Below are 24,417 nucleotides of genomic sequence, written 5' to 3'. Positions count from 1 at the left end.
CTGGACCAGTCGGTGCTGAATAAAGCGAATAACAGGATAACGAGATCGATAGCCGAATTGGTGGGGAAGACGGGATAACATACCTTATTTTGTAAATAAGGGAAAAATGTGTTGTTCCTGTAAAAAAGGGGTAAATGAACAAATTCGGTCTATTGTTGATAATCATGCTTTGCCTGACTTTAACGCCACTCAGAAGTCAGCACGTTTCCTTAAAGAGCAACCTTCTTTATTGGGCCACCACTACGCCCAATATGGGCTTCGAGTTCCGGTTGTCGGACCATGTGAGCCTGGATGCCTGGGGCGCTTACAACGCGTGGGTGTTCAACAACGGGATGTCGCTGAAACATTACCTCGCCCAGCCCGAAGTCCGTTACTGGCCCTGCCAGACGTTCGAGGGTCATTTCTTCGGTGTGCACGGCCATTACGGCCACTTCAATATGGGTAATATCCCTTTCATGACGGCCATGAGTGATTACAATTACCGTGGCGAGCTTTACGGCGGTGGCCTGACCTACGGCTACCACTGTATTCTAGGACGCCACTGGGGACTGGAGGCATTTATCGGCGCGGGCTGTGCCCGTATGACTTATGAGAAATATGTCTGCTACGACTGCTCCGAGGTGGTAACCGAGCAGGCCGTAGCCGGCGGTCCGGTAATCAACCTGGGGTACGGCCCTACCGACCCCGACACGCGCGACCAGCTGCCCTTCCGCGGCATGGCCCTGATAGAGGGCACGCGTCTGGCCCTTCGCGGCACGCCGGAGCACGCCTCCGAGATAGGCATCACCTTCACCCCCGTCAGCGCCGGCGACTGGCGGGGGAAGGTTACGACGCAATACAGTACATCCAGTTCCTTTACGAAGGAACCCCGCACGTATGAATACTCGAACTTAATGTCGGTGTATTAGCGTGCCGTTAGATTGCCGGAGAATCCAGCGTTAGCCCACCGGTGAATCTAACGTTAGCCTCACGCTGAATCTAAAAAGCGTTCTTTAACATGGTGGGGGGGCAGGCTTATGTGAAACGCGGGCTCGAAGGGAACGCGGATGACGCAGAGCACGCAGACGAGCGCAGATTATTATTTAAAGAAAATAAATAGTCTGCGTAAATCTGCACTCGTTTGTGTTATCTGTGTGCCTTGAGCCTGCTTGTATTTAATATAGATAAAAAATATTCACTCATTTAGTGAATATTCCGGATTTGTTCTATCTTTGTCAAACTAAAACTATTAACTATGATTATTGAGTTCTCGATCAGTCAGCAGGATGGCAGTAAGCCGATTATAACGGTTTGTACCATACTGGAATTGTCTAATCATTATAAATGAACGAAGTTATGAACAAAGAATTAAGGCCTTATATTCCTACCCATCCCGGAGAGGTGCTGAAAGACGAACTGCAGGCACGCAAAATTACTCAGAAGAAGTTTTCGGAACTTACCTCTATCTCTTACACTATGCAGAATGAGATACTGAACAGCAAACGTCCTATTACTGCCGATGTGGCTCTGATACTGGAAGCTGCGCTTGGTGTAGATGCTTCATTTTGGGTGAATATGCAAAGCCGGTATAATCTGGAAATGGCACGGAGGGATAAGAAAAGTCTCTCAAAGCTGAACGAAATCCATAAGGTTTGTGCAAGTTTCCTTCTGTAATATTGAATAAGCTATGAAGTCTACAAAAGAATATCTGGCTATCCTGCGCGACTTTATGAAGCGTCAGGCCGATACATACGGAATCCTTTCGATGGGAATATTCGGATCGGTAGCCCGTGGTGAACAGCATGAGGGCAGCGACCTCGACGTTTTTGTAGAATTGCGTGAAGCCGACCCTTTTATAATGGGATACATCAGTGACGAACTGGAATCGCTGTGCGGATGCAAGATTGATTTACTGCGTCTGCGCAATGGACTGAATAAACTGTTACTTAAAAGAATTGAACAAGATGGAATACCAGCTTAAAGAAGAGGTTATAAACCGCTTGGAACAGATCATCGACTCAATAGACGTTCTTCTGGAAAGAAACAGGGATATAACATCGGTGGAAGATTATTTATCTACTCCCTGGGGCATGACACTGCTGGATGCAAACCTGATGCGTATTCAGTTTATTGGCGAAACAGCTTTAGCAATCGACAAGAAGACGGATAAATCGCTATTGGTTAATTATCCGGAAATCCCCTGGAAGCAAATATTCGGCATGAGGAATTATATTTCTCATCAATATGCAGATGTTGACCCGGATATGGTTCTGGTCGTTATCAGAAAGCATTTGATCCCATTAAAAACGACTGTACAGCAAGTCATTCAAGATTTGAAATAGGCAGCAGGATATAAAGACGAGCGCAGATAAATGCAGAGGTTCTTAATGAAAAGAATCGATCTGCGTTTATCTGCGCTCGTTTGTGTTATCTGTGTGCCTTGAGCCCGCTTGTGTTAAGAGCTAGGGGTAGGCGTTATCTTCTGCGGCGGACGCTCTTGACGGGTGCGGAGCGTTCGGCTTTGGGGGCTTTTGTCTTTACGGTCTTTTCCTTGCTTGCGGACGAGGCGGTAGCACCGGAGTTGCCGCGCACGGATGCTTTGCGAGCTTTCTTGTCGGCTTTGGCATCTACTACCTGTGCGGTGTCGGGCTGCAACCAAAGGGATTTCTCGAAGGCTACCAACTGTCCTTCTATGCGTTCCTGCTCACGTTTAAGCGAGTCCGGAGTAGGGCAGTAGGCCTGCAGAGGCTGGTTCATCAGGTTCTGCGTTTTGATGATCTCGCCGTCGAACATGCGGCGGCGGAAGTAGTCGTCCATCGTAAAGGTCATGGCATTGTTGACGTTTGACGTCATGATGTATGACGTGCGGATATACGGACGAATGTTTTCGTACGGCAGCCAGAACATCGGCATGGTGGTTTCGCCCATGTCGCCGTTGGACGTCAGGATCGGGCAGATAGCCAGCGTCTTTACGTCGAACACAGAGTTGTTCTGGTCGAAATACCAGGCCTCTTTCACGTAGTAAGAACGGACGTCTTCGGAAGGAACATCGCTCTCGTTGATTACGAACATGGGTTCGCCTCCGGTCTTGGAGGGCACTTCTTCGTAAAGGATATAGAAGCGGTCCAGCAGTTCTTTGAAGTTCACCAGATGGGTGTCGTCAAACTGTTCGTATCCGTCGAGGTATTCGTAGACTTTGATCTTGTTCTCGCTGAGCAACTGGAATATGACGGAGAAGAGGTTCATTTGTCCGTTCATGGGACGTACCGGATAGTAAAGCGGCGCGTTCTGTTCTTTGGTCAGGTCTATCTGTCGGTAGATAACGCGCATCCAGCGTGCGTTGCCTATCTCCTGCGTCATGCGTTCGTTCATATCCTGTGCACGTACGGTGAGTTCGGGCAGGCCGTTGTCATTCTTTACCTCACGTTCACCACGACTGGCGCGGGGGCTTCTACGTGCCTGTTGCTGGGTTTCTGTGGCTTCTTCCTGCGCTTGCAGCGTGCCGCTCACGAACAGGGCGCCTGCCAGGACGAGTATGTAATAAAAACGTTTCATATCTTTAGTTTACAATTACTTCAATGGTTGGTATGGTACGTTCGATGCCGTCCGGGCCTTTGGCTACCACACGGGTGATGTAGAAGCGTTTGCCCTTGCTGAGGCGCCGGATGTAGTCTTTCTGACGTTGCGAGAAGTTAGTCCCCTCCGATACTTCGGGGATGGCGTTACCCATCGAGTCGAAGAACGTCAGTTCAAAGCGCAGCACGGTGTACTTCACGTTCAGCAGGTCGTCGTCGATAGCTGCCTGTATGCCGTCGGCTTCCACCAGGTTACGCTTGGCGAACATTCCTCCGCGGAATTTGCGCATGTTGCCGTTCTGGTCTTTGTATTCGATGAATGGTAGCGGATCGGGCAGTGCACGTACGCGGAACGAGGTCTTCGCCATTTCTACGCTGCGTCCGTCGGCCATGCGGGCATTGACGGTTACGACAGCTTCTGTTCCCACTTTAGAGGGATGGGCTTCCCACAGGTCGCCTTTGCGTGTGAGCGTGCCGTTGCTCATCGTGGCTGTTACGTTGCCGCTAGGTACGCCCGGTACGGCAATGCGGATGGGGTTGGCTATACCTGCATAGAGTACGTTCATCAGAGTAGGGGCTACGCTGGCCATGGGGTCGGTAACGAAGTATTCGCTCTCGAACTCGCGGCGCATCACGCTGCCGTCTCCTCCGGGCATTTCGATATATCCTTTGATAGGGAATGTCCCGGTAGCGCCTGTGTTGACGGTGAATACGCCCTGGTTCTCTTCGGGCAGCATGTTGCCGTTGACGAAGATGGTGGGACGCTTCGTAGAGTCTACCGCCGACAGTACGATGTTGGCTTTATACTGGCTTCCGCGCATTACGATCTGGCTTTGCGGGATGACTTGCGCGGTGATCTGGTTTACACGGTAGTCTTTCACGTCTACGCTGCTCAGCAGGTTTGAAAGGACTTCTCCTTCGGCATAGCGAATATCGCTCTGCATCTTGGTGAGCAGGGTTACGGCGGCGGCTACCGGCATGTTTTCAAACAGGGCCTCTTCCCAGGTGCGGTTGTTTATTCCGGCCTTGTGGGGAGGGGTGGTGTTGAGGCTGGCTTCCAGCACGCGCGTCTTTGCGGTGTCGTCTATCATGTTACCCATCATGGCACGGTAGGCGTCGATGGAGTTTCTCAAGTTCTTACCTTCTCCGTTTATGGGGGAGAGCATGATGTGTGAAGGAGCTTCCAGGTCATCTTTATAACTGATGTTGTTTACATCGCCATCCTTTCCGTCGGCTGCTTTCACGATGCGCACCTTGAGGTCTTGTATGTAGTTGAACAAGCTGTCGGATGCTCTCTGTACGTGTTTGCTCTTTTCGTACCATGCCTGCACCTTCTCGGGGTTGGACTGATAATAGGCGTCCATCTCGCCGGCTACGATGTCGTTGCGGTGAGAGGTGTTGTCTATAGAGGTTCGCAAGCTACCTTCCACCAGCTCGAAGCCATCAAGCACCTCCGACGACACGTTGAGTGCCATCATCGCGATGAACACCAGATACATCAGGTTGATCATGCGCTGACGGGGCGAGTTGGGATTATTTGATATTCCTGCCATTGTTATTCTAGTTCAATTAATAGAGTTGTTATCTTACCGGTTGTTGTCCCGGGTTGTTAGGGTATTGCTGGGGCTGCTGGTAGCCGTAGGGTTGCTGATAGCCCTGTTGTTGCGGCTGCGGCTGTTGTTGCTGTTGATAAGCGTTAGGCTGCGGCGCGCTCATACCCATGTTTACCGTCATGGCTTGCAACAAACGGCTGTACACGTTGTTGAGTTCGGCCAGCTGGCGGGTCATCTTCTCTGTCTCGTTACGGAATACGGAGCTGTCTACCACCGAGCCGTCGTACATCTCGCGGATACGGTTGAGGCCGCCGTTGATATGTTCGATAGATTCGATCTGCGAGCTGATGCTCTTTAGCTGTATTTCGTAGATGGTATTCAGACCTGAAATGTTGCGGTTCAGCAATTCCATCTGCTGCACGTAACCGCGTGAGTTTTGGTTGATACCGTCTGAATTGTCGGTAATCGTTTTATATGAGTTCAAAAGCGTATCGGATACGTTGGTAAGCGAGTTTGTTACCTTGCTGAAACGTTCCATATTGTCGGACATGCCGGAAAGCTGCTCCAGGTATTTCTGGGTGGCTTCGGTAAGTTCGGCCATCTTGGAGATTTGTTCGGCTGCTCCGCTCAGTTTCTTGATGCTGTCCGACAGGTTCTTTGTGTCTTCTTCCGAAACATCCAAAGCGCCTAGCCCGGAAGCACTCTTGGCTGCGGTAGCTGCTATGTTGATTTTGGAAGGAGCGTTGTTGTCGTCGTCTTCCAGGTTGTCGTTGGAGTTTATCATCGCAGCGATGGAAGAGTTGGAGAAGTCCGGACGATCCATCGGGTTCTTCGATTTCAACACCGGAAATACGTCTTCCCAATGGTATTCTTTTGACGGATGCTCGAAGGCGGAGATAAAGAATACAATAGATTCGGTTATCATAGCCACAAACAATATCTGGTTGGCGTATGGCACGTGCAACAGTTTAAACAAAGCACCCAGGATAACGATAGAGGCTCCCCAACTGTAGAGGAAGTTTAATACGCGTTTCCCTTTTTCACTGGAGAGGAACATCTCCAATCTGTTCTTATATCTTTTATACTTTCCCATCGTCGTATTATCGTCTTAAATAATTCATAAATCAATAGTCATAACTCTTACTTATTTCTTGCCTTTGGCCCGTGAAAAACCGATCTGCGTACGTGCGCAACGGAATCCGATGTATGAACGGGTTTCGTTCTGGTATTCAAATGTGCGCATGTCTGAACGTACAAACTGCGCAACGTCTTTCCATGACCCGCCGCGTACCACTTTTTTCTTCATGGCGTAGGGGTCTTCTTTTGCTGCGTTGTAGCGCAAGTCCGGATTCATATCGCTCATCTGGCTCGGGCCCGATTCGGAGTAAGACGTGGAAGTCCATTCCGCTACGTTGCCGGCCATGTCATATAGTCCGAATTCGTTCGGCGAGAAAGAGCCTACGCGTGATGAGATCAGGTGACCGTCTTCGGTATAATTGCCTTTGCCCGGCTTGAAGTTTCCCAGGAAACATCCTTTGCCGCTTTGCAATTCGTCGCCGGCCCAGGGGAACTTGCGGTCGTTCTTTCCTACGCGGGCGGCATATTCCCATTCGCCTTCGGTTGGCAGGCGGAACGGCTCTATGGCTTGTCCGGCCGGCAGGTTCAGCGATTCTTTATACAGGTTGGTACGCCATACGCAGAAAGCGGTTGCCATTTCCCATGAAACACCTACTACCGGATAGTCGTCATATCCCGGATGATTGAAATACATACGCATGTACGGTTCGTTGTATGCGTTGTTGAAGTCGTTCACCCAACAGCTTTCATCCGGGTAGACATTTACAATGCGGGTGTGGAGGAAATCCCACGGACCGCTTAACGGACGGGTGATTGTTTCGTTGATGATATTGCCTTCGTCGTCGATATAGGCCGTATCTTTTGAGATCATGATTACGTCGTTCGGATCTACGGTTATGTCCGTGTTGCGAATGCGGTCTTTCGGATCAAGCTGGTTTTTCCGTAGGGCGGCGGCTGTATAGTCGTACCATTCGTACTTGAAATTCATTTGCTTTGCATCCAGTTTCTTTTCTCCTGTGATAGGATGGACGTAATAAACACTTTCAATAGCGCGTAATTCGTCTTCGTTAGGCCGTCTCCAGGGGATAGGGCGGCTCCAGTCGAGGCGCGGTGTTACCGGCTCTCCGTATCTGTCTTCCGTAATCTTAAACAGATCGTTGCCACCGAAAGCGGGGTCGGCCAGGCGTTCGCGGATAATCGAGTCGCGTACCCAGTAAACAAACTGACGGTATTTGGAATTGGTGATCTCCGTCTGGTCCATCCAGAACGCGTCGAAAGAAACACCTTTGGTTTCGGGTGTGGTTCCCCATAACGAATCCTTATCGGATGGCCCCATTTCAAAAGAACCTCTTTTAATCAATACCATTCCATAAGGCGACGGTTCATTGAAGGCAACCGTTCTTACACCTGTTACTTCAGCCCCTCCGCCTCTGAGCGACTTGCCGCATGAGGAGAGTAAGGCTACTGCCATAAGTACTAACAATACTTTTTTCATATACTATAATATACGTACGCTTTTGTGTTTGTTTTTCCCTGTCTTCGTTTTATTCAGCTTCAACCTGTATTTAACCATCACTTCATGGCTTCCGCTGGTAGCCTTTCCCAATACGGAGGTTGGGAAGTCGTAGGCATATCCTACATCAAAACGTCCGATGGTAGCGCCTAACAGCAAAGCTACCGATTCGTTTACACGCCAGGAAAAACCTCCATTAAACATTTTATTATATATCAACCGGGCCGTAATGTCTGTGTGGTAACTCTGAAAGTTAGTCAACAGGAATACTGACGGCTGTAATTCATACAACGGGTTCCTTAACTGAATATTGTATCCACCGGTCAAATTAAACGTTCTACCGATAAAAACATAGGCGTTTTCCTCCAATTGCAGTTCCGGTTCGGTCAGGTGGGAGACTCCCAGCCCGGCATAGAAACGCTTGTGGGTATAATACAGGCCGAAGCTCATATCCAGTGCCATAGCTTGTACTTGGGTAGTTGGGATAGCTCCGTCTACCTGCTGGTGGAAGTTACTTTCGGGTATATATACTTTAGTGCCGTCGAAAGACTGGTTCACAATGCCGAATTGAAGACCGCCGCTAATCGTTCCTCCGAATAGTTTCCGTTTATAGGCAAGCTGGCCGGATACGTGGGTGTTCTGAAATAATCCGACGCTTTCGGTAAATACCAATAATCCTGCTCCCATGTTTATTTTGGAGAAATTGAACGGCATATCGCCGTATACGAAGAATGAACCGGGTGCGCCATGTATTCCTAACCATTGCTGGCGGTAGATGGAGAAAAGGTTAAGGTCTTCGGTAGTTCCTGCGTAAGCGGGGTTGTAGTAACCCATAGCCCGGAAATACTGGCTGAACTGCGCGTCATATTGCGCCCGTACTATATTTGCACAGGTACAACATAATAAAACCAGCAGGAGAATTCTCTTCATAATCATTCTTTGGGAACTACAGGTATATAAACTTCAAAAAGTGCAATAAATTGTATTTCCCCCTGAAAAAACAAAAGAGGTAACAGACGAAAAGCCTATCACCTCATATCTTAATCTGCCAATTTGCATATCCGTATATTACTATTTTTCAAGCGATATTTAGCCAAACAAACTACGCTATCTGAGGCTATCGGGTGCAAAGATAGAGTTTTTTGGCAAACAAATTATTATTTCTCCAAAAACTCCGATGTGCAGGGGTTAAAATAAACACCCAAACATCCAAAGCGGTATCCGATTGCCGTTACCAGTTTCAATGTCATCAATAGCAAGGTAACTATTCGGCAGATTCGCAATCTGATCGAAGGTCTTGCGGCTGCCGCCAACCTCGAACAAATACTTACCATCTGCCATAAAATCGCCCTGTTTGGGCATTGTCAGAGTCGTAACTGCTCCTACCTGATTGGCAAAAAATGTTTCACGCATCGTCCCTTCCGAGACTTTGCCAGAGAGAGCGTACATCAGATTGGCATTATTCAAATATATCTTCTTCGGTCCAGTCAGGTGCTTATAGTCTTTGATCTTGTCCGTAAGTAACCACAGCAATCCGGCGCGATCCAACAGATGCAACATTTTAAGTGTCTGGTCGCGCGTAGACTCCAATTGTGACGAGAGTTTATTGATGTTCGGTTCAAGGGGAACATTCTCGGCAATAACCATCAGGAGTTTCTTGATTTTCTGTGCGGTCGTGTAAGTGATATCTTCAACGGCCGGAATATCGCTATCGATAACAAGCCGTGCAACCTCTCCAACTCGCATCAAGTAATCCTCCCCTGCCTCTTTATAGTAGGGATAATATCCTATCTGAAGATATCGGTCAAAATGTTTCAGCACTTTTATTTCAGAAGTAACATCCAGTGCATATCTTGTATGGTTCGCGAGCAACTTTTCCAATTCGATGGATGGAATCGTTGCAATGCCCTCATATTCGAGATATTCCCGGAACGATAAGCCGTTAAGTGTGTAAAGCGATTGTCTGCGGGACAAATCCGTTACCGAATTTTCGATAGCAAGCATAGCCGATCCGGTATAAACGATATTCAGGTTGGGATAACTGTCATAGAAGTGTTTGAGCAATGCTGTCCAGTTTCTATACTTGTGTACCTCATCGAAATAGATATGCATCACACCATGCGTATAGAGAAATTCAACCAATTCCTCCAATCTATGATTCTCAAACCACAAATTGTCAAGTGAAACATATAATACGTCATCTATGTTGTCAAATGTTTCCTTGATATGTTGCATGAGCATGGTAGTCTTACCGACACCACGCGCTCCTTTTATTCCTACCAGCCGAACATCCCAGTTAATCCGGTTATACAAATATCGTTTGAAACGCAAATCGGTTGTAGTGAGTTTTCTATGATAGGCATTTAATAAAGGTTGAATATCCGCATAATCCATAACGACATCAATTTATCAAGTTTTGAATGCAAATATAATGAAACACTTTTGAAAAAGCGAATTTTATTCAAATATTCACCTTTGCAAAAGTGTCTTATGCCGTAATCTCTTTTCACCCGACACCATAAAACACCAGCGGGACAAACAAGTTATTCTTGTTTATCCCGCCGGTATTCTGTTATTTAGCTTATATGAAAGCTGTTAATATTCTTCTTCGTTGAAGAAGAAGTCTTCTTTACTGGGATAGTCAGGCCAAATATCTTCCATACATTCGTAAATTTCGCCTTCATCTTCCATTTCTTGCAAATTCTCAATCACTTCCAAGGGCGCACCGGAACGTTGTGCGTAATCAATAAGTTCGTCCTTGGTGGCTGGCCAGGGTGCATCTTCCAGTTTTGAAGCTAATTCTAAAGTCCAATACATAGCTGTCAAGTGTTAATAACTGCCGAAGCAGTCCGGTTCTCAAATTTTGCGCAAAAATAAAACATTATTTCTTACTTGCAAGTATAATCCCAAATAATTTCTTTCCCGTTATTTTTTACGCATTCTTTACGGGCTAATATGAATAGATAATCAGAAAGTCTGTTTATAAATACCAAAACAGGTTCTTCCACCGGATTTGTCTCAGCCAGACGGTAAATCTGACGTTCAGCGCGGCGGCATACCGTACGGCATACGTGGGCCAATGCCGCAGACCTGCATCCTCCGGGAAGGACGAAATTCTTCAATTTAGGCAACTCGTTGTCTATACGGTCTATTTCGTGCTCGGTACGTTTGATACTTTCCGGCGTTACCTGGCTTTCAATTTTCAGTTCTGTTGTTTCCTGGTCAGTCGCCAGATAAGAACCGATTGTAAACAACTTATGTTGGATGAACAGCAGGAAGTCCAAATCTTTCCGGTCTTCAAGGGAGGTCATGAGTAATCCGATGAAAGAGTTTAACTCGTCTATCGTACCATAACTTTCTATACGTTGGTGTATTTTTGAAACGCGTTGGCCGCCTACCAGGGAAGTAGTTCCCTGGTCACCTGTACCGGTATAAATAATACTCTTTTTCATATGCTTAAAAATATACGATGTAATTTCGTTTATGTAATTTCTTATTGAAAATAACAATCCCCAGCGAATACAAGTCCACCGTGACGGTTACTTCTGGACGTGCGCATATCTCTTTCCATAAATCACGCATCTTACGGCTTGCTTTTATCCCTTGAAATACGAAGATGCTGTCGTTGTGGATATGCTTTACACATTCATTAAACAACGATATGTTATTCAGTTGTTCACAGGAAGTGTTGAAAAATATGAAATCTATCTTATCCATATCTTTCAGGGCTTGCGGAAGCAGCTCGTTGTAAGCGCCTGTCCGGAGGTCTATCCGGTTGTTGTGCGCTTTGTTAAATACCCGGCGGGCAATGGGTGCCAGTTCGGGTATGTTTCCCAGCGCGATACATTTTAGTCCGGTAGCATATGAGGTGAGGTACAGGGTAGACAAGCCGGTAGCCGTACCTATCTGTAATATATTTACGGGTTTAAAATAGTTAGTCAGGCGAAAAAGTAAAGCTCCGTGTTTGGGTTTTATTGCTTCACGTTCTACAATATTGGCTATGGAACGGCTTTTTAGTTTACCCTGTTGCCGTCTGTCCGGATAAGTAATATGTTCATCTATGAACAAAAGCTGCTTACGGATAAGCTCTATGTCATAGAAACTATAATATGGGCATTTCTCTTCAATGACTTTGGTGATCAGGTTGAAAACAAAAGGAGAATGTACGCCGTAGCCTCTTCTGTAGCGGATGCCGCGGTATAAAAGTACCCCCTTTCTCCATGTGTCAGCCTTAGGTATTATTTGCATCATTTCATTTCTTATTCACTGGCCTTCTCGGGATCGGATGCGATATGAGTCAGTATTTGTCCGCTTAATTGTAATAGGGATATTTCACAGATTTTAGTGGAATATTCGGCGATAGACTGGCGTTCTTCGGCTTCCAGCAGGCTATTTTGTGCTTCACGCAGTTCTATTCCGGATAGTTCACCTAACTTATAACGGTCGATGGCAATACGGTAGTTTTCCTGGGCAGCCACCAGGTTTTCTTTTTCTAATGTCCATAGTTGTAGATTGTTTCGGTAGGCCATCCAGAAATTACTCATGTCGGCACGTAAGGCCAGTTCCATTTCCTGAGTGCGCAATTCCTGATTCTTTATCTGAATACGGGCGTTGCGTTGTTCCCGGCGGCGGTTCATTCCATCAAAGATGTTGATGCCTACTGTCATGCCATAATTCAAACCGAGGCGTTGCTGTAAATCGGTAGTGCCTACTTCGTACCAATTGGCCGTATAGCCATAGCCGGCATTCAATTTAACGTAAGGATAATTCCGGCTTCTTACCTTTTTGTAATCCAGTTCGGATATTGTTTTGTTCTTTTTCGCGATTAATAAAGATGCGTTGGCCGTTAATGTGCTTTTCCATAAATCCACCTCATCTAGATAAGGATTCGGGTAGATCAAAGAATCTTTTATCTGTATTTGTTCCTCTACATTGTCTAAGGCCATCAGTTCATTCAGCCGGATACGGGAAGTGTGGACTACTTCCAATTGATTCAATACTTTGGAACTGTCTGCGTTGAAGTCAACTTGTGCCTGTTGTAAATCAAGCCTCGACATAGAACCAATAAAGTACCGCTCTTCAACAATACGCAGACGTTCACGGGAAAGGTCTAACGTGGAACGAAGGTTACGCAGACGTATTTTCTGGCGTATCAGGTTATAATATTCGCTGGAAAGGTTGGCAACAAAATCCTCTATTGTCAGGCGGGTATTCAATTCGCCCATGTGCCGTAATTCTTTTAGTTTGGCATAATCGGCCTGAATACCGAATCCGTCGAATAAAGTCCAGTTAACGTTCAGTCCTACATTCGCCGTTTCATCGTTTACCCCGGTATTCTTTTCAATAGTACCGTCGGACAGTTTATTCCGGTTGTTATTAACAGAACCGCTAAGTCCTCCGTTCATATCAACGGTAGGCAAATAGCCGGCATTTCCCCGGGTTGCATTGTTGTCGCTTATCTGTTGTTCGTTGCGGATGATACGGATGGAATAATTTCTTTCCAAACCAGTCTCGATACATTGTTTCAAACTATATATCTGTTGTGCATATCCGGTGAACGTTGCACATAGTATTGATATTATTATAAAGAACCGTTTCATGCTATCGTGTTGTTAACTGGTAACTTTTCTTTTTTATTCTTTCTCCGGTTTGTAGAAATAAAACTATACATGGCCGGTACAATAAACAGAGTAAGAAATGTGGAAACCAACATACCTCCTACCACCGCAACTCCCATGGCAACACGTCCCTGCGCACCTTCTCCGGTAGCATATACCAATGGGACCAATCCGAGTATGGTAGATACACTGGTCATGAGGATAGGACGAAGGCGTTGTGTTGCGGCTATACGGATTGCTTCGGGTAAACTTGCGCCGGCTTCTTGTCGTTGGTTGGCGAACTCTACAATCAAAATACCGTTTTTAGCAACCAGACCAATCAACATGATAATACCGATCTGGCTGAATATGTTCATGGTGATGCCGGAATAGCTCATGAATATTAAGGCACCGGAAATAGCTAACGGTACAGTAAACATGACGACCAGAGGGTCTTTGAAGCTCTCGAACTGGGCTGCCAGCACCAAGTAAATCATCAGGAGTGCCAATATTAAAGCAAACGTTAAACTGGAAGAACTCTCGCGGAATTCTTTGGATTCTCCGGAAAGCGCAGTGCGGAAACTGCTATCCAGAGTTTCAGCGGCGATCTTGTCCATTTCATCCAGTCCGTCTCCAATAGTGTATCCTTTATTTAACCCGCTGGATATCGTTGCCGAAACAAAGCGGTTATAGCGGTAAAGCTGTGGAGGCGCTACATTTTCTTCGAGAGTTACCAGATTGTCAAGTTGTATGATAGAACCGTTTTCACTGCGTACATAGATGGATTTTAAATCCAGAGGGGTATTACGCTGTTGACGGTTGATTTCTCCCAGTATCTGGTATTGTTTACCGTTCATATAGTAATATCCCATACGCTGACCGCTCAGTGCATATTGCAGTGTCTGTGCTATATTGAGCGTGCTCACACCCAGTGAAGACGCTTTGTCCCGGTCAATGATAATCCGTGCTTCCGGTTTGGTAAAACGCAAGTCTACGTCTGCCATCTGGAAAACCGGGCTTTCATTCACCTTTTGCATGAAAGCCGGCAGATGTTCCTGTAATTTTTCCAAAGTGGGAGCTTGTAATACATACTGTACCGGCATTCCTGCACGGCGTCCTCCAAATGTGGACTGCTGGCGTACAAACGCACGGGCTTTTGTTTCTTTCTGTACTTCTGTAGACAGTATGTCTGCTATTTCCATCTGGGAGCGGGTACGGTCTTTAATATCCGGTAAGATGAGGTTCAAAGAACCGCCTCCATTCCATGAACGTGTCATAACGGCCTGACGTTCCGGAGCAATAGAATCTGCAATCTGCTCGATACGATCTGCATAATCGCGAATGAACTCAAACGTAGAGCCTTCAGGGCCGCGCATGCTGACTGAAATCATAGAGCGGTCTTCCAACGGAGAAAGTTCCGAACGTATGTTTTTCCAGAAATAACCGATAGAACCGAACAGAATAATGACGATTGGGATAGACCATATCTTATGATCCAGAAAGAAATTCAATGATTTGGAGTAGACGTGGTTTAATCCTTCAAAAAAAGGTTCGGTCTTGGTATATAGCCAGTTTTTCTTTTCTCGCTTTTTTAATAGTTTAGTGGCAAGCATGGGGGTGAATGTCAAAGCTACAAAAGAAGAAATTGCCACAGAACCGGCAATAACGATGCTGAATTCTTTAAACAATCGCCCTGTCATACCTTCCATAAATACGATAGGAAGAAATACCGAAATTAATGTAATGGTGGTGGATATAACAGCAAAGAAAATCTCTTTTGAGCCTTCTATACCCGCTTCTTTAGGAGACATTCCTTTTTCTATACGGACATAAATATTCTCGGCTACTACAATCGCGTCGTCTACTACCAACCCGACGGATAGTACGACTGCCAGCATGGTTAATACGTTAATGGAGAATCCGGAAATATACATAACAAAGAATGACCCTATTAACGATACAGGGATAACTACTACCGGCACTAATGTAACACGCCAGTCGCGAAGGAACAGGAAGATAATTAGTACTACCAGCAGGAATGCTTCATAAATGGTTTGTTGTACTTCATTAATGGAAGCCCGGATGAAACGGGTATTGTCATACATCATTTCAACGGTAACATCTTCGGGTAAATCCTTTTTCAGTTGTTCGATACGTTTATAGGCTTCATCTGCGATTTCAATGTGGTTAGCTCCCGGTTGAGGTATAATGACATCGATAACCATAGGCTCGCCGTTTTTCTTTAGTAAACTGCGCAAATCTTCGGGAGCGAGTTCGGCGCGGCCTATGTCTTTAAAGCGTACAATGCTGTTGCCGTTTTCTTTTACAATCAGGTTGTTGAATTCTTCAGCCGAGTGCATCAGTCCCAGTGTACGGATAGAAAGTTCCATCGTATTGCCTTCGATACTTCCGGAGGGGAGTTCTACGTTTTCTTTGTCTACTGCGTTTTTTATATCAATAGGTGTTACCCCGTAACCTGCCATTTTGGTAGGGTCTAACCAAAGACGCATGGAATAACGCTTTTGTCCCCAGATATCAACACCACTTACATTCTCGATGGTTTGTAACCGTTCTTTTACTGTCAGTTCGGCTATTTCGCTTAGTTCCATCAAAGAACGCTTACTGCTCCGGATGGCAATTTGCATAATAGGAGAAGCATCCGCGTCCGCTTTCGATACTGTAGGAGGGTCGCAGTCACGGGGTAAGTAACGTTGTGCGCGGGATACTTTATCACGAACGTCATTAGCTGCCGTTTCCATATCAACAGAAAGCTCGAACTCTACAGTAATACGTGAACTTCCCTGGCTACTTACACTGCTTAGAGAACGGATACCCGGAATCCCGTTGATGTTTTGTTCCAGCGGTTCTGTTATTTGGTTCATGACAACGTCTGCGTTTGCCCCCGGATATGAAACGTTTACTGAGATAATAGGTTGGTCTACACTCGGAAATTCACGAACCCCAAGAAAACGGTATCCGATAAATCCGAACAGCAAGATGACAAGCATCATTACCGTGGAAAGTACCGGACGATTAATACTAGTTTCAGATATATTTGCCATAAAGTGGATTCCTTTTCATTAATCGAGGTTATCAATTGAGACCTTCATTCCTGTGCGCAACTGCATCACGCCTGATACGATCAAAGTATCACCGGGCACTAATCCGCTTAAAACCTGTACATGATCTTCTGTGCGTAATCCGATTTTTATTTCCGTAGGTTCTGCCACACCGTTTTTATAAAGATAGACAATATCTTTGCCCATTTCAGGAATTAATGCTTCGCTCGGTATAGCCAGTGCGTCTTTAATTTCTTGTCGGGTTATTTCTACGGAAGTATAGCGGCCCGGAAGTATGGATTCGCCTATATTGGGATAAGCGGCCCTGACTCGCAGGGTGCGGGTTTCCGTATCGACCTTGCTTTCTACGGCATATACGGTTGCATTGTATTCATGTAGCAGACCACCTCTTTCCATACGGAATACAATGGGTGAGCCGTCCCTGATTTCAGAAGCGTACCGTTCCGGAATCGAAAATTCTATTTTTAAGGGGGATATTTTTGTCAGTTTTGCAATTACGGAAGATGATGAAGTAACGTATGCTCCTTCACTTACCGAACGAAGTCCGATTATGCCGTCGAATGGTGCGCGTAATTCTGTTTGTGCGATATTTGCCTTCACCAGTTCTATATCGGCCATCAATTTTTCATACTCGGTTGCCACTTGTTCGTAAGCCTCTTGGCTGACAGCATCTTTCTCGAGTAAAGTACGCTGACGATAAACACGGTCTTTTGCCAAAGGAACTTGTGCCTCCAGCTTTTTTAATTGTGCCTGTAATGGTTTATCATTGATTTTTGCCAGTAAATCTCCGGCTTTAACATGTGTGCCTTCCGTAAAATAGATAGCTACTACCTTACCCGAAGATTCAAATGCCAGATCGACTTCTTCATCGGGAAGAGTGGTGCCGATGCTCCTGATTTTGTCAGTGAGGGAGCTGTATTTAAGAACTTCTGCATTAATGTTCAATGTTTGTTTGTGGGTAGATGTACCCGGGGTCGGTACTGCAACATCATCATTCGATGTTATAAGCGCTCTTTTCAATTGTGGGTATGCAATCATTCCTGCGATTAATAGAATAATCGCACCGGTAACGCCCCACTTCGCTTTTTTTGTCATGATCTTTTCAAACCTTTTTCTAAGTACTTCCAATTATTTTTGCGAATATACACAACAGACTGCATATTTGGACTACTATTCTGTAAAAAGGTTTAATGGGATGCTTTTTTTATTTTTGTAATTCTTGACTGTTCTATTTCAAATAGATACTTCTTTGTTTATTATTTTAAGTCAATTAAAAGTAATAGGGGGTTATCATCTTCTTTTACTCCCTCTATTTCATTTAAGCATTCTTCGGCCGGAATTAAAAATGCCAATCGACTATCAGAAACATAACTTGGCAGTATATTTATTGAATTACCTGTATTGAACTCAAATTTGAAGCCTCCTTTAAGTGGAGAGCGAAGATCTGATCCGGATCTTCGTAATTCACTATTTGCTATTTTCTCATTAGATTCGCTACTCCACAGTTCTATTTTAGAAACTCCTTTGTATAAATACCTATAAAGCATGTAGGACGAAAATGCATCTATTGTTGAATATAAAATGTAGTCGTTCTCCGGTGGTAATTTAAGGAAATTGTCAATTTGACTTACAGGTATGGCATGATTCTCTTTTTTTATTATACAGAATGGTTTTATACAGGAACTGTTAATTTCATAGACTGTGTCATTTGATGCTTCATTAATTAAAAATTTGTCAACAGTATTGCTTTTGTTAGTCTGCAAAAAGATACATGTTTTTGTCCTGATACTTGCTAACGTATCAAAAAATAAATAATCACACTTTATACTGAGGTCATCATTTAATACTGATATCAATGCTTTTGACTCTGATATATTTTTTGTGTATAAATGACCGGTGTTATCCGAAAAACAAATGTTTTTCCATGATTTGTTATTAACTTTTTTGTCATATATCAAATCATTATTAAAAGAATACTTTAGTATTTTCGAATTTCCGTTGTCAAATATCAATAATGTTGAGTCTTCTTTGTTGTATTTGGAAAATGATAAGTACTGATATTCTCCCGGCCCGTTACCTGTTTTATTGAACTTCTTTTTCAAATCACCCTTCATGTCAAAATAGAATAATGATTGGGTTTGATTGTCTATTATTATGATTAAGCTGTCATCCAGATAGTTAATTTGACTTGATGCTCCAATATATTCCTTTGTCTCAAGTGGCAGCAGTGTATATTTTTTTGCAATGCTATTCCATTTAAAAGTATCTTTTATTGAAATATTTATGTTAGATGCTATTTCATATTGAGGAATACTTTGTTTGCTGTCGGAGGTTTCAATATTCTCTTTTTGCGTATTGGTACAACCAAGCAAAAATATAAAAATAATAATGTACAGTTTGTACATATGTTCTACTAGAGTTAATTCTTTCATCGTTGCTGTTTTATCTTGTTACGATTTTTATGCAAATATATGAAATAATCGTATTTTATTGGCATATAATCGTTTTTTATTTATTGGATGATGTTAATGAATTTACTAATCACTTTCAGTAGTTTCTATAAGACGTTAAAGAATTTCATCTCGATGATTTTTCAAAAACATCCCGATGATTTCAAAAAATGATCCCGATGATTTGGGAATAAGGTTAAATGGAAATTCTGAAATAGGAGAAAAGATATGATGCATGGGAAAAGGGATTGAAAACGGCGTTTTAATTGTTAAATTTAAATGTTTTTGGTTGTATTGTACGTAGTTTTAAACTGTCTAACACTTTTTGGCTATAGGATGGCTTGAACTTAACATATATTATTCGGAAAACGCTTGACAGAAGCCTTTTTGAGTGTATATTTGCAATGTGGTTTTTTCATAATAGTATTAGATTTAAGGTTAACAAAGTTGGTTAGGGGTTGTCGGGAGACAACCTTTAATTGTTTTATATAGTTGCTTCGTGAAATCAATTTCCCTACTCCATATTCTTATTTATGAACTAAAGTGTAAATGTTGCCGGGCATAACTTTTACAATTCCATTCATTTCTAACTCAAATAAAATACCGGATAGTTCTTGTACAGGCATATCGAGAAGTAATGCAAGTTGATTGATGTGGAGTTCTTTTTCGCTGTAAAGCAACGATTGTATATTTGTATGTTTCTCATTTTCCGGGAAAAAAAGCTCTGCCTGTACTGCCATTGGCGCTTTTTGTGGTGTAATATCCCAACGCATGGCAGATATCAGATCGTTGGCGGAGGTGATAAGTCCGGCTTTATTCTGTTTGATTAACTGGTTGCATCCTTTGGAGTACGGATCGGCGATTCTCCCTGGGAATGTGTAAACATCCCTACCATATGAAAATGCTATGTCGGCTGTGATAAGTGAACCGCCTTTATCTGCGGATTCGATAACGACAGTTGCGTCTGCCAATCCCGCGACAATCCGGTTACGCTTTATAAAGTTCGGTTTGTCGGGATCTGTTTGGCTTGGAAAATCGGTTAATAATCCGCCATTGGATAACATCTCTACAGCTGTGTTTCGATGTAAAGGGGGATAAATACGATCTAATCCGTGCGCAAGAACAGCTACCGTTGACAGTTGATTTTTTAACGCGTTTTTGTGTGCGCAAATATCTATTCCGTAGGCTAGTCCGCTAACGATTAATACATCCGGCAGAACAGCTGCCAGTCCATCTATTAATTGTTCGGTCAATTCCTGTCCATAACCGGTTGAATGGCGAGTCCCTACAATGCTGATAATATATTTAGCATTTAAGTCCCCGTTTCCTTTGAAATAAAATAAAACCGGAGCATCCGGGCATTGCCGTAGACGTTCCGGGTATTCTTTATCGGTCAGGAAATAAGGAACAATGTTGTTTTTCTCAATAAAATCCAACTCTTGTTCGGCTCTCTGGAGTACATTCGCACGTTTAATTTCAGCGGCTAATATACTCCCGATGCCGGAAACTTTTTCCAGTGTTTGCTTTTTCTCTGAGAAAATAGCCTCTGCATCCCCGAACATTTCCAGCAGATGGCGGGCTAGAATATCTCCTATCCCGTTTATCATAGTAAGGCCGATTTGGTAAATTAGTTTGTCTGTCATTTATTTTTTATTCAATCTTTTCAGCATATCATCGAAGTATTCCCCTCGCGTCAGTTTGCCGTCTTGTACGATGACGGATTCTACAATTCCTTTGGTTGCGAGAGCTCCGTCGGACTCCCGGTAGATATCTTGTTCAAATACGAGCTTGACGCCTTTTTTATATACATTCAGGCAAGAGATATAACTATCGCCGCTTTTCAGGGATATTTTATATTGTATTTCCACGCGGGACACAAATCCGTCTATTCCCTTATCGTGCATAACTCCGAAATTCTCACCAAGCGATTCAAGAAATTCATGGCGAGTATGCTCCATGTAGTGCTGATAGTTGGAGTTGTTCACTACGCCCTGTAAATCACATTCGTAGTCACGGACTTTATCCGTCAGTTTAAATATATACTCTTTCATGTTTATTCCAGTTCTTTTTCAATACTATTGGGAACCATTTTGTATAATCTGTCCGATGGACGTATCTTTTCATTTACTTTAAATGAGAAGCGCTCTCCTTTTATTGTTTCTTCTACGGGTTTCAAATCTACCCGTATCTCTTCTATTGTTTGCATGATAGCTCCTGTTGTCGGGCCGGTTATCAGAATTTCGTCACCTACTTTCAGGTTGCCGGACTCCATCTCAAATTCCGCCACGCCAATTCCATTGAAATATTTGATGCCTTTGGCTACATATACTTTTCTTTTAGTGGCACCTGAGCCGTATTTACTGCTCCATTCCCCCAGACGCTGTCCCAAATAATATCCATCCCAGAAGCCGCGGTTAAATACGCTTTTTAAACGTTTATCCCAGTCTGCCACTTTTTCCTCGTCGAATGAATTATCGCAGTACGCTTTTACCGCCGCTTTGTAGCATTCGGTTACAAGACGCACATACTCAGGTCCTCTGGCTCGCCCTTCAATCTTGAATACGCGTACGCCGGCATCCATCATCTTATTCATGAAATGTATGGTTTTCAAGTCTTTGGGAGACATGATATACTGGTTCTCTACATCAAGTTCGATATTGCTGTCTTTATCCTTTACGGTATAAGCCCGGCGACAGATTTGCATACATGCTCCGCGATTGGCTGAGGCATTCATTTCATGCAAGCTCAGATAACATTTGCCTGATACGGCCATACATAAAGCTCCGTGGGCAAACATTTCGATACGGATCAGTTCCCCTTTAGGGCCTTTAATCTGCTGTTCTACTATTTGCTTGTATATTTCGTGTACCTGCTTTAAGTTCAGTTCTCTTGCCAGTACGACAACGTCTGCGAAACGTGCATAGAATTTCAGTGCTTCTACATTGGAAATATTCAGTTGCGTAGATAAATGTACTTCCTGCCCGATACTGTTTGCATAGTCCATTGCAGCAACGTCTGCCGCAATGATGGCTGAGACTCCGGCTTCTTTGGCTGCGTTGATGATTTCACGCATTAAAGGAATGTCTTCTCCATAAATAACGGTGTTTACTGTCAGGTAGCTTTTTATTCCATGTTCACGGCAAATGGAAACGATGCGGTGTAAGTCTTCTGTCGTAAAGTTGTTAGAGGAGCGGGAACGCATATTAAGTCCCTCTATTCCGAAATAAATAGAATCGGCTCCTCCCTGGATGGCTGCCATCAATGATTCGTAAGAACCAACCGGCGCCATTATTTCAAAATCTTTCTCGTTCAATGTTTTCTGTGAATTAAATATTTGAACGGCAAAGATACGGGTTATTTTGGAAATAGCCTAGTCTATAGGAGATACCACCTCCCAACCGGTAATGGTTTGGAGGAATCCTGTAAGTTCTTTGGCCATTTTGCGATGTTGTTTCATGGAAGGATGCCAACCGGAGCCATAGCCAAGAGAGCCGTCTTGCGGAGTCATGTCAAAACGGTATATCCGGGTTTCGCCTCCGGCTTTTAATTCATCTGCCGCCTTATTCATTGCGCCCTGAACATCTTCCAACTGTTTCCCGTTTAGCATAACACCACTGAGAAGCACTATTTGGGCCTGAGGATAGTAACCGCGAATTTTGCGTACAAACTTTACATAAGCATTTTTAAGCAAGTCTACATCATACGTATTGAAACATATATCATTTGTTCCCAGATTAATACAAACGACATCCGGCGTATAGCGGGAAAAATCCCATATCTCCGTACTGTCCATATATTGAGTTTGATCGTATAAATCGGGTAAGCAAGTGCCCGGCGATCCTTCCTTCGGATCACCATAATTACGGTAAACGCCAATGCCGGATTTTGCTACTACCAAATGTTGTGCGTTCAATGCGCGGGCCGTTGTTGCACCGTAAGTATAATAGAAATTTTCGTCTTTATAATCAAAAGGACTTTCAGCTTCCGCTTCTATGCCATATCCGCATGTAATAGAGTTGCCGATAAATTCTATTTTTCTTTTGGGAAGCGATGGAGGAGGAAGTAATGTTTTTTCTTTATCTACATAGAAACCACGGAATTCCGGACGGAAATCCCGTCCTTCATAAGCCAGCATAACTGTAGCCGCGTGTTTTCCTGCAGGTAAATTTGTTGCTAAAGGAATGATACTGTCATTTTCAAGAGAAGTCACTTTGAATGGTTCTCCTCCATCCAGTTCTACTGTGAAATAACCGCTATGCGGCTTTACTTTCATAGCTAAAGATGTTCCTTCGAAGTTTATTATCATTTGCACTCCCGGATAAGTAAAAGCAGGTGATTCCGGATTATGAAAACTAACGCGGCCTGTATAAACAATATTCGGATCATTGGCAGGGATAAAGGACTTTTTCTGTGCGTGTCCCTGTATTGTGCTGAACATGGCAGTCGCCATGAGAAGTAATAAGATGCTGATTCTTTTCATGGATACAATTTGATTGTTAGAGATGCAAATATACCGTATTCTTCTAAGAAAAGCAGTATTTTTGCAATCGTAAAAGACGTTATTATATGAATTATGAAGATAGGAACTATTGACTTGGGCGAACATCCCGTTTTTCTGGCTCCCATGGAAGACGTGACGGACATCTCTTTTCGTTTGATGTGTAAACGTTTCGGTGCTGATATGGTTTATACGGAGTTTGTTTCCAGTGATGCGCTGATACGCAGTGTAAGCAAAACACAACAAAAACTGGTTGTTGCGGAAGATGAACGTCCTGTTGCTATTCAGATATACGGAAAAGATGTAGATGCGATGGTGGAAGCCGCCCGTATCTGCGAAGCCGCCCGTCCCAATATTTTAGATATTAATTTTGGTTGTCCGGTAAAGAAAGTGGCGGGCAAGGGCGCAGGTGCCGGAATGCTACGTAATATTCCTTTGATGTTGCAGATTACAAAGGAAGTAGTTAAAGCTGTGAATATCCCGGTGACTGTTAAAACACGTTTGGGATGGGATGCCGATAATAAGATTATTGTAGATCTTGCCGAACAATTGCAAGATTGCGGTATTGCCGCTCTTTCCATCCACGGACGAACCCGTGCGCAAATGTATACCGGTGAGGCTGACTGGACATTGATTGGTGACGTAAAGAATAATCCGCGTATGTATATCCCTATTATAGGTAATGGCGATGTGACATCCGCCGAAATATGCCGGCAATGTTTCTCCGAATGTGGAGTGGATGGCGTAATGATCGGACGCGGAAGCATTGGCCGTCCCTGGATATTCCGGGAGGTGAAACATTATCTTAATACCGGAGAACTATTGCCTGATGAACCGTTTGACTGGTATATAGATATATTGAAACAGCAAGTATTGCAAAGTGTGGAACGTCTGGATGAGCGCAGAGGCATACTTCATATACGCCGTCATTTGGCAGCGACTCCTTTATTTAAAGGTATTACCGACTTTAAACAAACGCGTGTTGCTATGTTGCGTGCGGCAACGGTGGAAGAGTTGTTTCATATCATGGATTCTATCCCCGAAAAGTTCGGAATAATCAGATAATGCTGTGATATATGTCAAAATGGAATATAA

Annotated in this window: 22 protein-coding genes; 5 read left to right on the top strand and 17 right to left on the bottom strand. The window is 44.0% G+C overall.

Annotated features, from left to right (window positions below; translation table 11 throughout):
* Positions 1-134 precede the first annotated feature (134 nt).
* The 4 genes from C1721_RS05265 to C1721_RS05250 all read left to right on the top strand — a co-directional run bounded on the left by C1721_RS05265 (position 135) and on the right by C1721_RS05250 (position 2,321).
* Complete coding sequence (locus tag C1721_RS05265) at positions 135-908, top strand: DUF3575 domain-containing protein (protein WP_102407429.1); 774 nt, start codon at positions 135-137, stop codon at positions 906-908.
* Between the two features lie 427 nt (positions 909-1,335).
* On the top strand, positions 1,336-1,653 hold the full coding sequence (locus tag C1721_RS05260) for a HigA family addiction module antitoxin (protein ID WP_102409251.1): 318 nt from the start codon (positions 1,336-1,338) through the stop codon (positions 1,651-1,653).
* A gap of 13 nt (positions 1,654-1,666) precedes the next feature.
* Entirely contained in the window at positions 1,667-1,960 is a 294-nt protein-coding gene (locus C1721_RS05255; protein ID WP_102407428.1) for a nucleotidyltransferase family protein, read from the top strand.
* The gene (locus C1721_RS05250) at positions 1,944-2,321 is read left to right on the top strand and encodes a HepT-like ribonuclease domain-containing protein (RefSeq protein WP_102407427.1); all 378 of its coding nucleotides are present in this window, start codon (positions 1,944-1,946) and stop codon (positions 2,319-2,321) included. Before C1721_RS05255 ends, C1721_RS05250 begins: the two co-directional genes overlap by 17 nt.
* A 133-nt stretch (positions 2,322-2,454) precedes the next feature.
* On the opposite strand, the gene porN is transcribed toward C1721_RS05250, so the two are convergent.
* From porN to C1721_RS05165, 17 genes are all read right to left on the bottom strand, one after another.
* Positions 2,455-3,534 (bottom strand): type IX secretion system ring subunit PorN/GldN, encoded by a 1,080-nt coding sequence (gene porN / locus C1721_RS05245; protein WP_102407426.1) that lies wholly within the window; start codon positions 3,532-3,534, stop codon positions 2,455-2,457.
* A gap of 4 nt (positions 3,535-3,538) precedes the next feature.
* The gene (gene porM / locus C1721_RS05240; RefSeq protein WP_102407425.1) at positions 3,539-5,107 is read right to left on the bottom strand and encodes a type IX secretion system motor protein PorM/GldM; all 1,569 of its coding nucleotides are present in this window, start codon (positions 5,105-5,107) and stop codon (positions 3,539-3,541) included.
* Positions 5,108-5,135: 28 nt separating this feature from the next.
* Positions 5,136-6,200, bottom strand: coding sequence for a type IX secretion system motor protein PorL/GldL (porL, locus tag C1721_RS05235; RefSeq protein ID WP_234347317.1), 1,065 nt, complete (start codon positions 6,198-6,200; stop codon positions 5,136-5,138).
* A gap of 51 nt (positions 6,201-6,251) precedes the next feature.
* Positions 6,252-7,679, bottom strand: a complete 1,428-nt coding sequence (gene porK, locus C1721_RS05230; RefSeq protein ID WP_102407424.1) for a T9SS ring complex lipoprotein PorK/GldK — start codon at positions 7,677-7,679, stop codon at positions 6,252-6,254.
* A gap of 3 nt (positions 7,680-7,682) precedes the next feature.
* Positions 7,683-8,627, bottom strand: a complete 945-nt coding sequence (locus tag C1721_RS05225) for a PorP/SprF family type IX secretion system membrane protein (protein ID WP_102409249.1) — start codon at positions 8,625-8,627, stop codon at positions 7,683-7,685.
* A 258-nt stretch (positions 8,628-8,885) separates the two neighbouring features.
* On the bottom strand, positions 8,886-10,091 hold the full coding sequence (locus C1721_RS05220) for an ATP-binding protein (protein ID WP_102407423.1): 1,206 nt from the start codon (positions 10,089-10,091) through the stop codon (positions 8,886-8,888).
* Positions 10,092-10,292: 201 nt separating this feature from the next.
* A complete protein-coding gene (locus C1721_RS05215; protein ID WP_005633363.1) occupies positions 10,293-10,514 on the bottom strand; it encodes a DUF2795 domain-containing protein in 222 nt (73 codons plus the stop codon).
* Positions 10,515-10,585: 71 nt separating this feature from the next.
* Positions 10,586-11,149: a cob(I)yrinic acid a,c-diamide adenosyltransferase gene (locus C1721_RS05210; RefSeq protein WP_102407422.1), complete on the bottom strand. Its 564-nt coding sequence runs from the start codon at positions 11,147-11,149 to the stop codon at positions 10,586-10,588.
* A 4-nt stretch (positions 11,150-11,153) separates the two neighbouring features.
* The gene (locus tag C1721_RS05205; protein ID WP_102409248.1) at positions 11,154-11,945 is read right to left on the bottom strand and encodes an O-methyltransferase; all 792 of its coding nucleotides are present in this window, start codon (positions 11,943-11,945) and stop codon (positions 11,154-11,156) included.
* 11 nt (positions 11,946-11,956) lie between these two features.
* Positions 11,957-13,297, bottom strand: a complete 1,341-nt coding sequence (locus C1721_RS05200) for a TolC family protein (protein WP_102407421.1) — start codon at positions 13,295-13,297, stop codon at positions 11,957-11,959.
* Entirely contained in the window at positions 13,294-16,356 is a 3,063-nt protein-coding gene (locus C1721_RS05195; protein WP_102407420.1) for an efflux RND transporter permease subunit, read from the bottom strand. The genes C1721_RS05200 and C1721_RS05195 overlap by 4 nt, the downstream gene beginning before the upstream one ends.
* 18 nt (positions 16,357-16,374) lie before the next feature.
* Positions 16,375-17,469: an efflux RND transporter periplasmic adaptor subunit gene (locus C1721_RS05190; RefSeq protein ID WP_102407419.1), complete on the bottom strand. Its 1,095-nt coding sequence runs from the start codon at positions 17,467-17,469 to the stop codon at positions 16,375-16,377.
* A 161-nt stretch (positions 17,470-17,630) separates the two neighbouring features.
* Positions 17,631-18,806, bottom strand: a complete 1,176-nt coding sequence (locus tag C1721_RS05185) for a 6-bladed beta-propeller (RefSeq protein ID WP_102407418.1) — start codon at positions 18,804-18,806, stop codon at positions 17,631-17,633.
* Between the two features lie 545 nt (positions 18,807-19,351).
* A complete protein-coding gene (dprA, locus tag C1721_RS05180; RefSeq protein WP_102407417.1) occupies positions 19,352-20,467 on the bottom strand; it encodes a DNA-processing protein DprA in 1,116 nt (371 codons plus the stop codon).
* Positions 20,468-20,875 (bottom strand): acyl-CoA thioesterase, encoded by a 408-nt coding sequence (locus tag C1721_RS05175; protein ID WP_102407416.1) that lies wholly within the window; start codon positions 20,873-20,875, stop codon positions 20,468-20,470.
* Positions 20,876-20,877: 2 nt separating this feature from the next.
* Positions 20,878-22,137 (bottom strand): peptidase U32 family protein, encoded by a 1,260-nt coding sequence (locus C1721_RS05170; RefSeq protein ID WP_102407415.1) that lies wholly within the window; start codon positions 22,135-22,137, stop codon positions 20,878-20,880.
* A 57-nt stretch (positions 22,138-22,194) separates the two neighbouring features.
* Positions 22,195-23,304, bottom strand: a complete 1,110-nt coding sequence (locus C1721_RS05165) for an SGNH/GDSL hydrolase family protein (RefSeq protein ID WP_102407414.1) — start codon at positions 23,302-23,304, stop codon at positions 22,195-22,197.
* Between the two features lie 93 nt (positions 23,305-23,397).
* Between C1721_RS05165 and dusB the strand changes: the two genes are divergently transcribed.
* The gene (gene dusB / locus C1721_RS05160; protein ID WP_102407413.1) at positions 23,398-24,387 is read left to right on the top strand and encodes a tRNA dihydrouridine synthase DusB; all 990 of its coding nucleotides are present in this window, start codon (positions 23,398-23,400) and stop codon (positions 24,385-24,387) included.
* Positions 24,388-24,417 lie beyond the last annotated feature (30 nt).

It is taken from the genome of Parabacteroides bouchesdurhonensis (assembly GCF_900186615.1).
In the GTDB taxonomy this organism is placed as follows: domain Bacteria; phylum Bacteroidota; class Bacteroidia; order Bacteroidales; family Tannerellaceae; genus Parabacteroides; species Parabacteroides bouchesdurhonensis.
The sequence above is the reverse complement of the archived record's forward strand: the minus strand, read 5'-3'. Positions and strand labels throughout refer to the sequence as shown.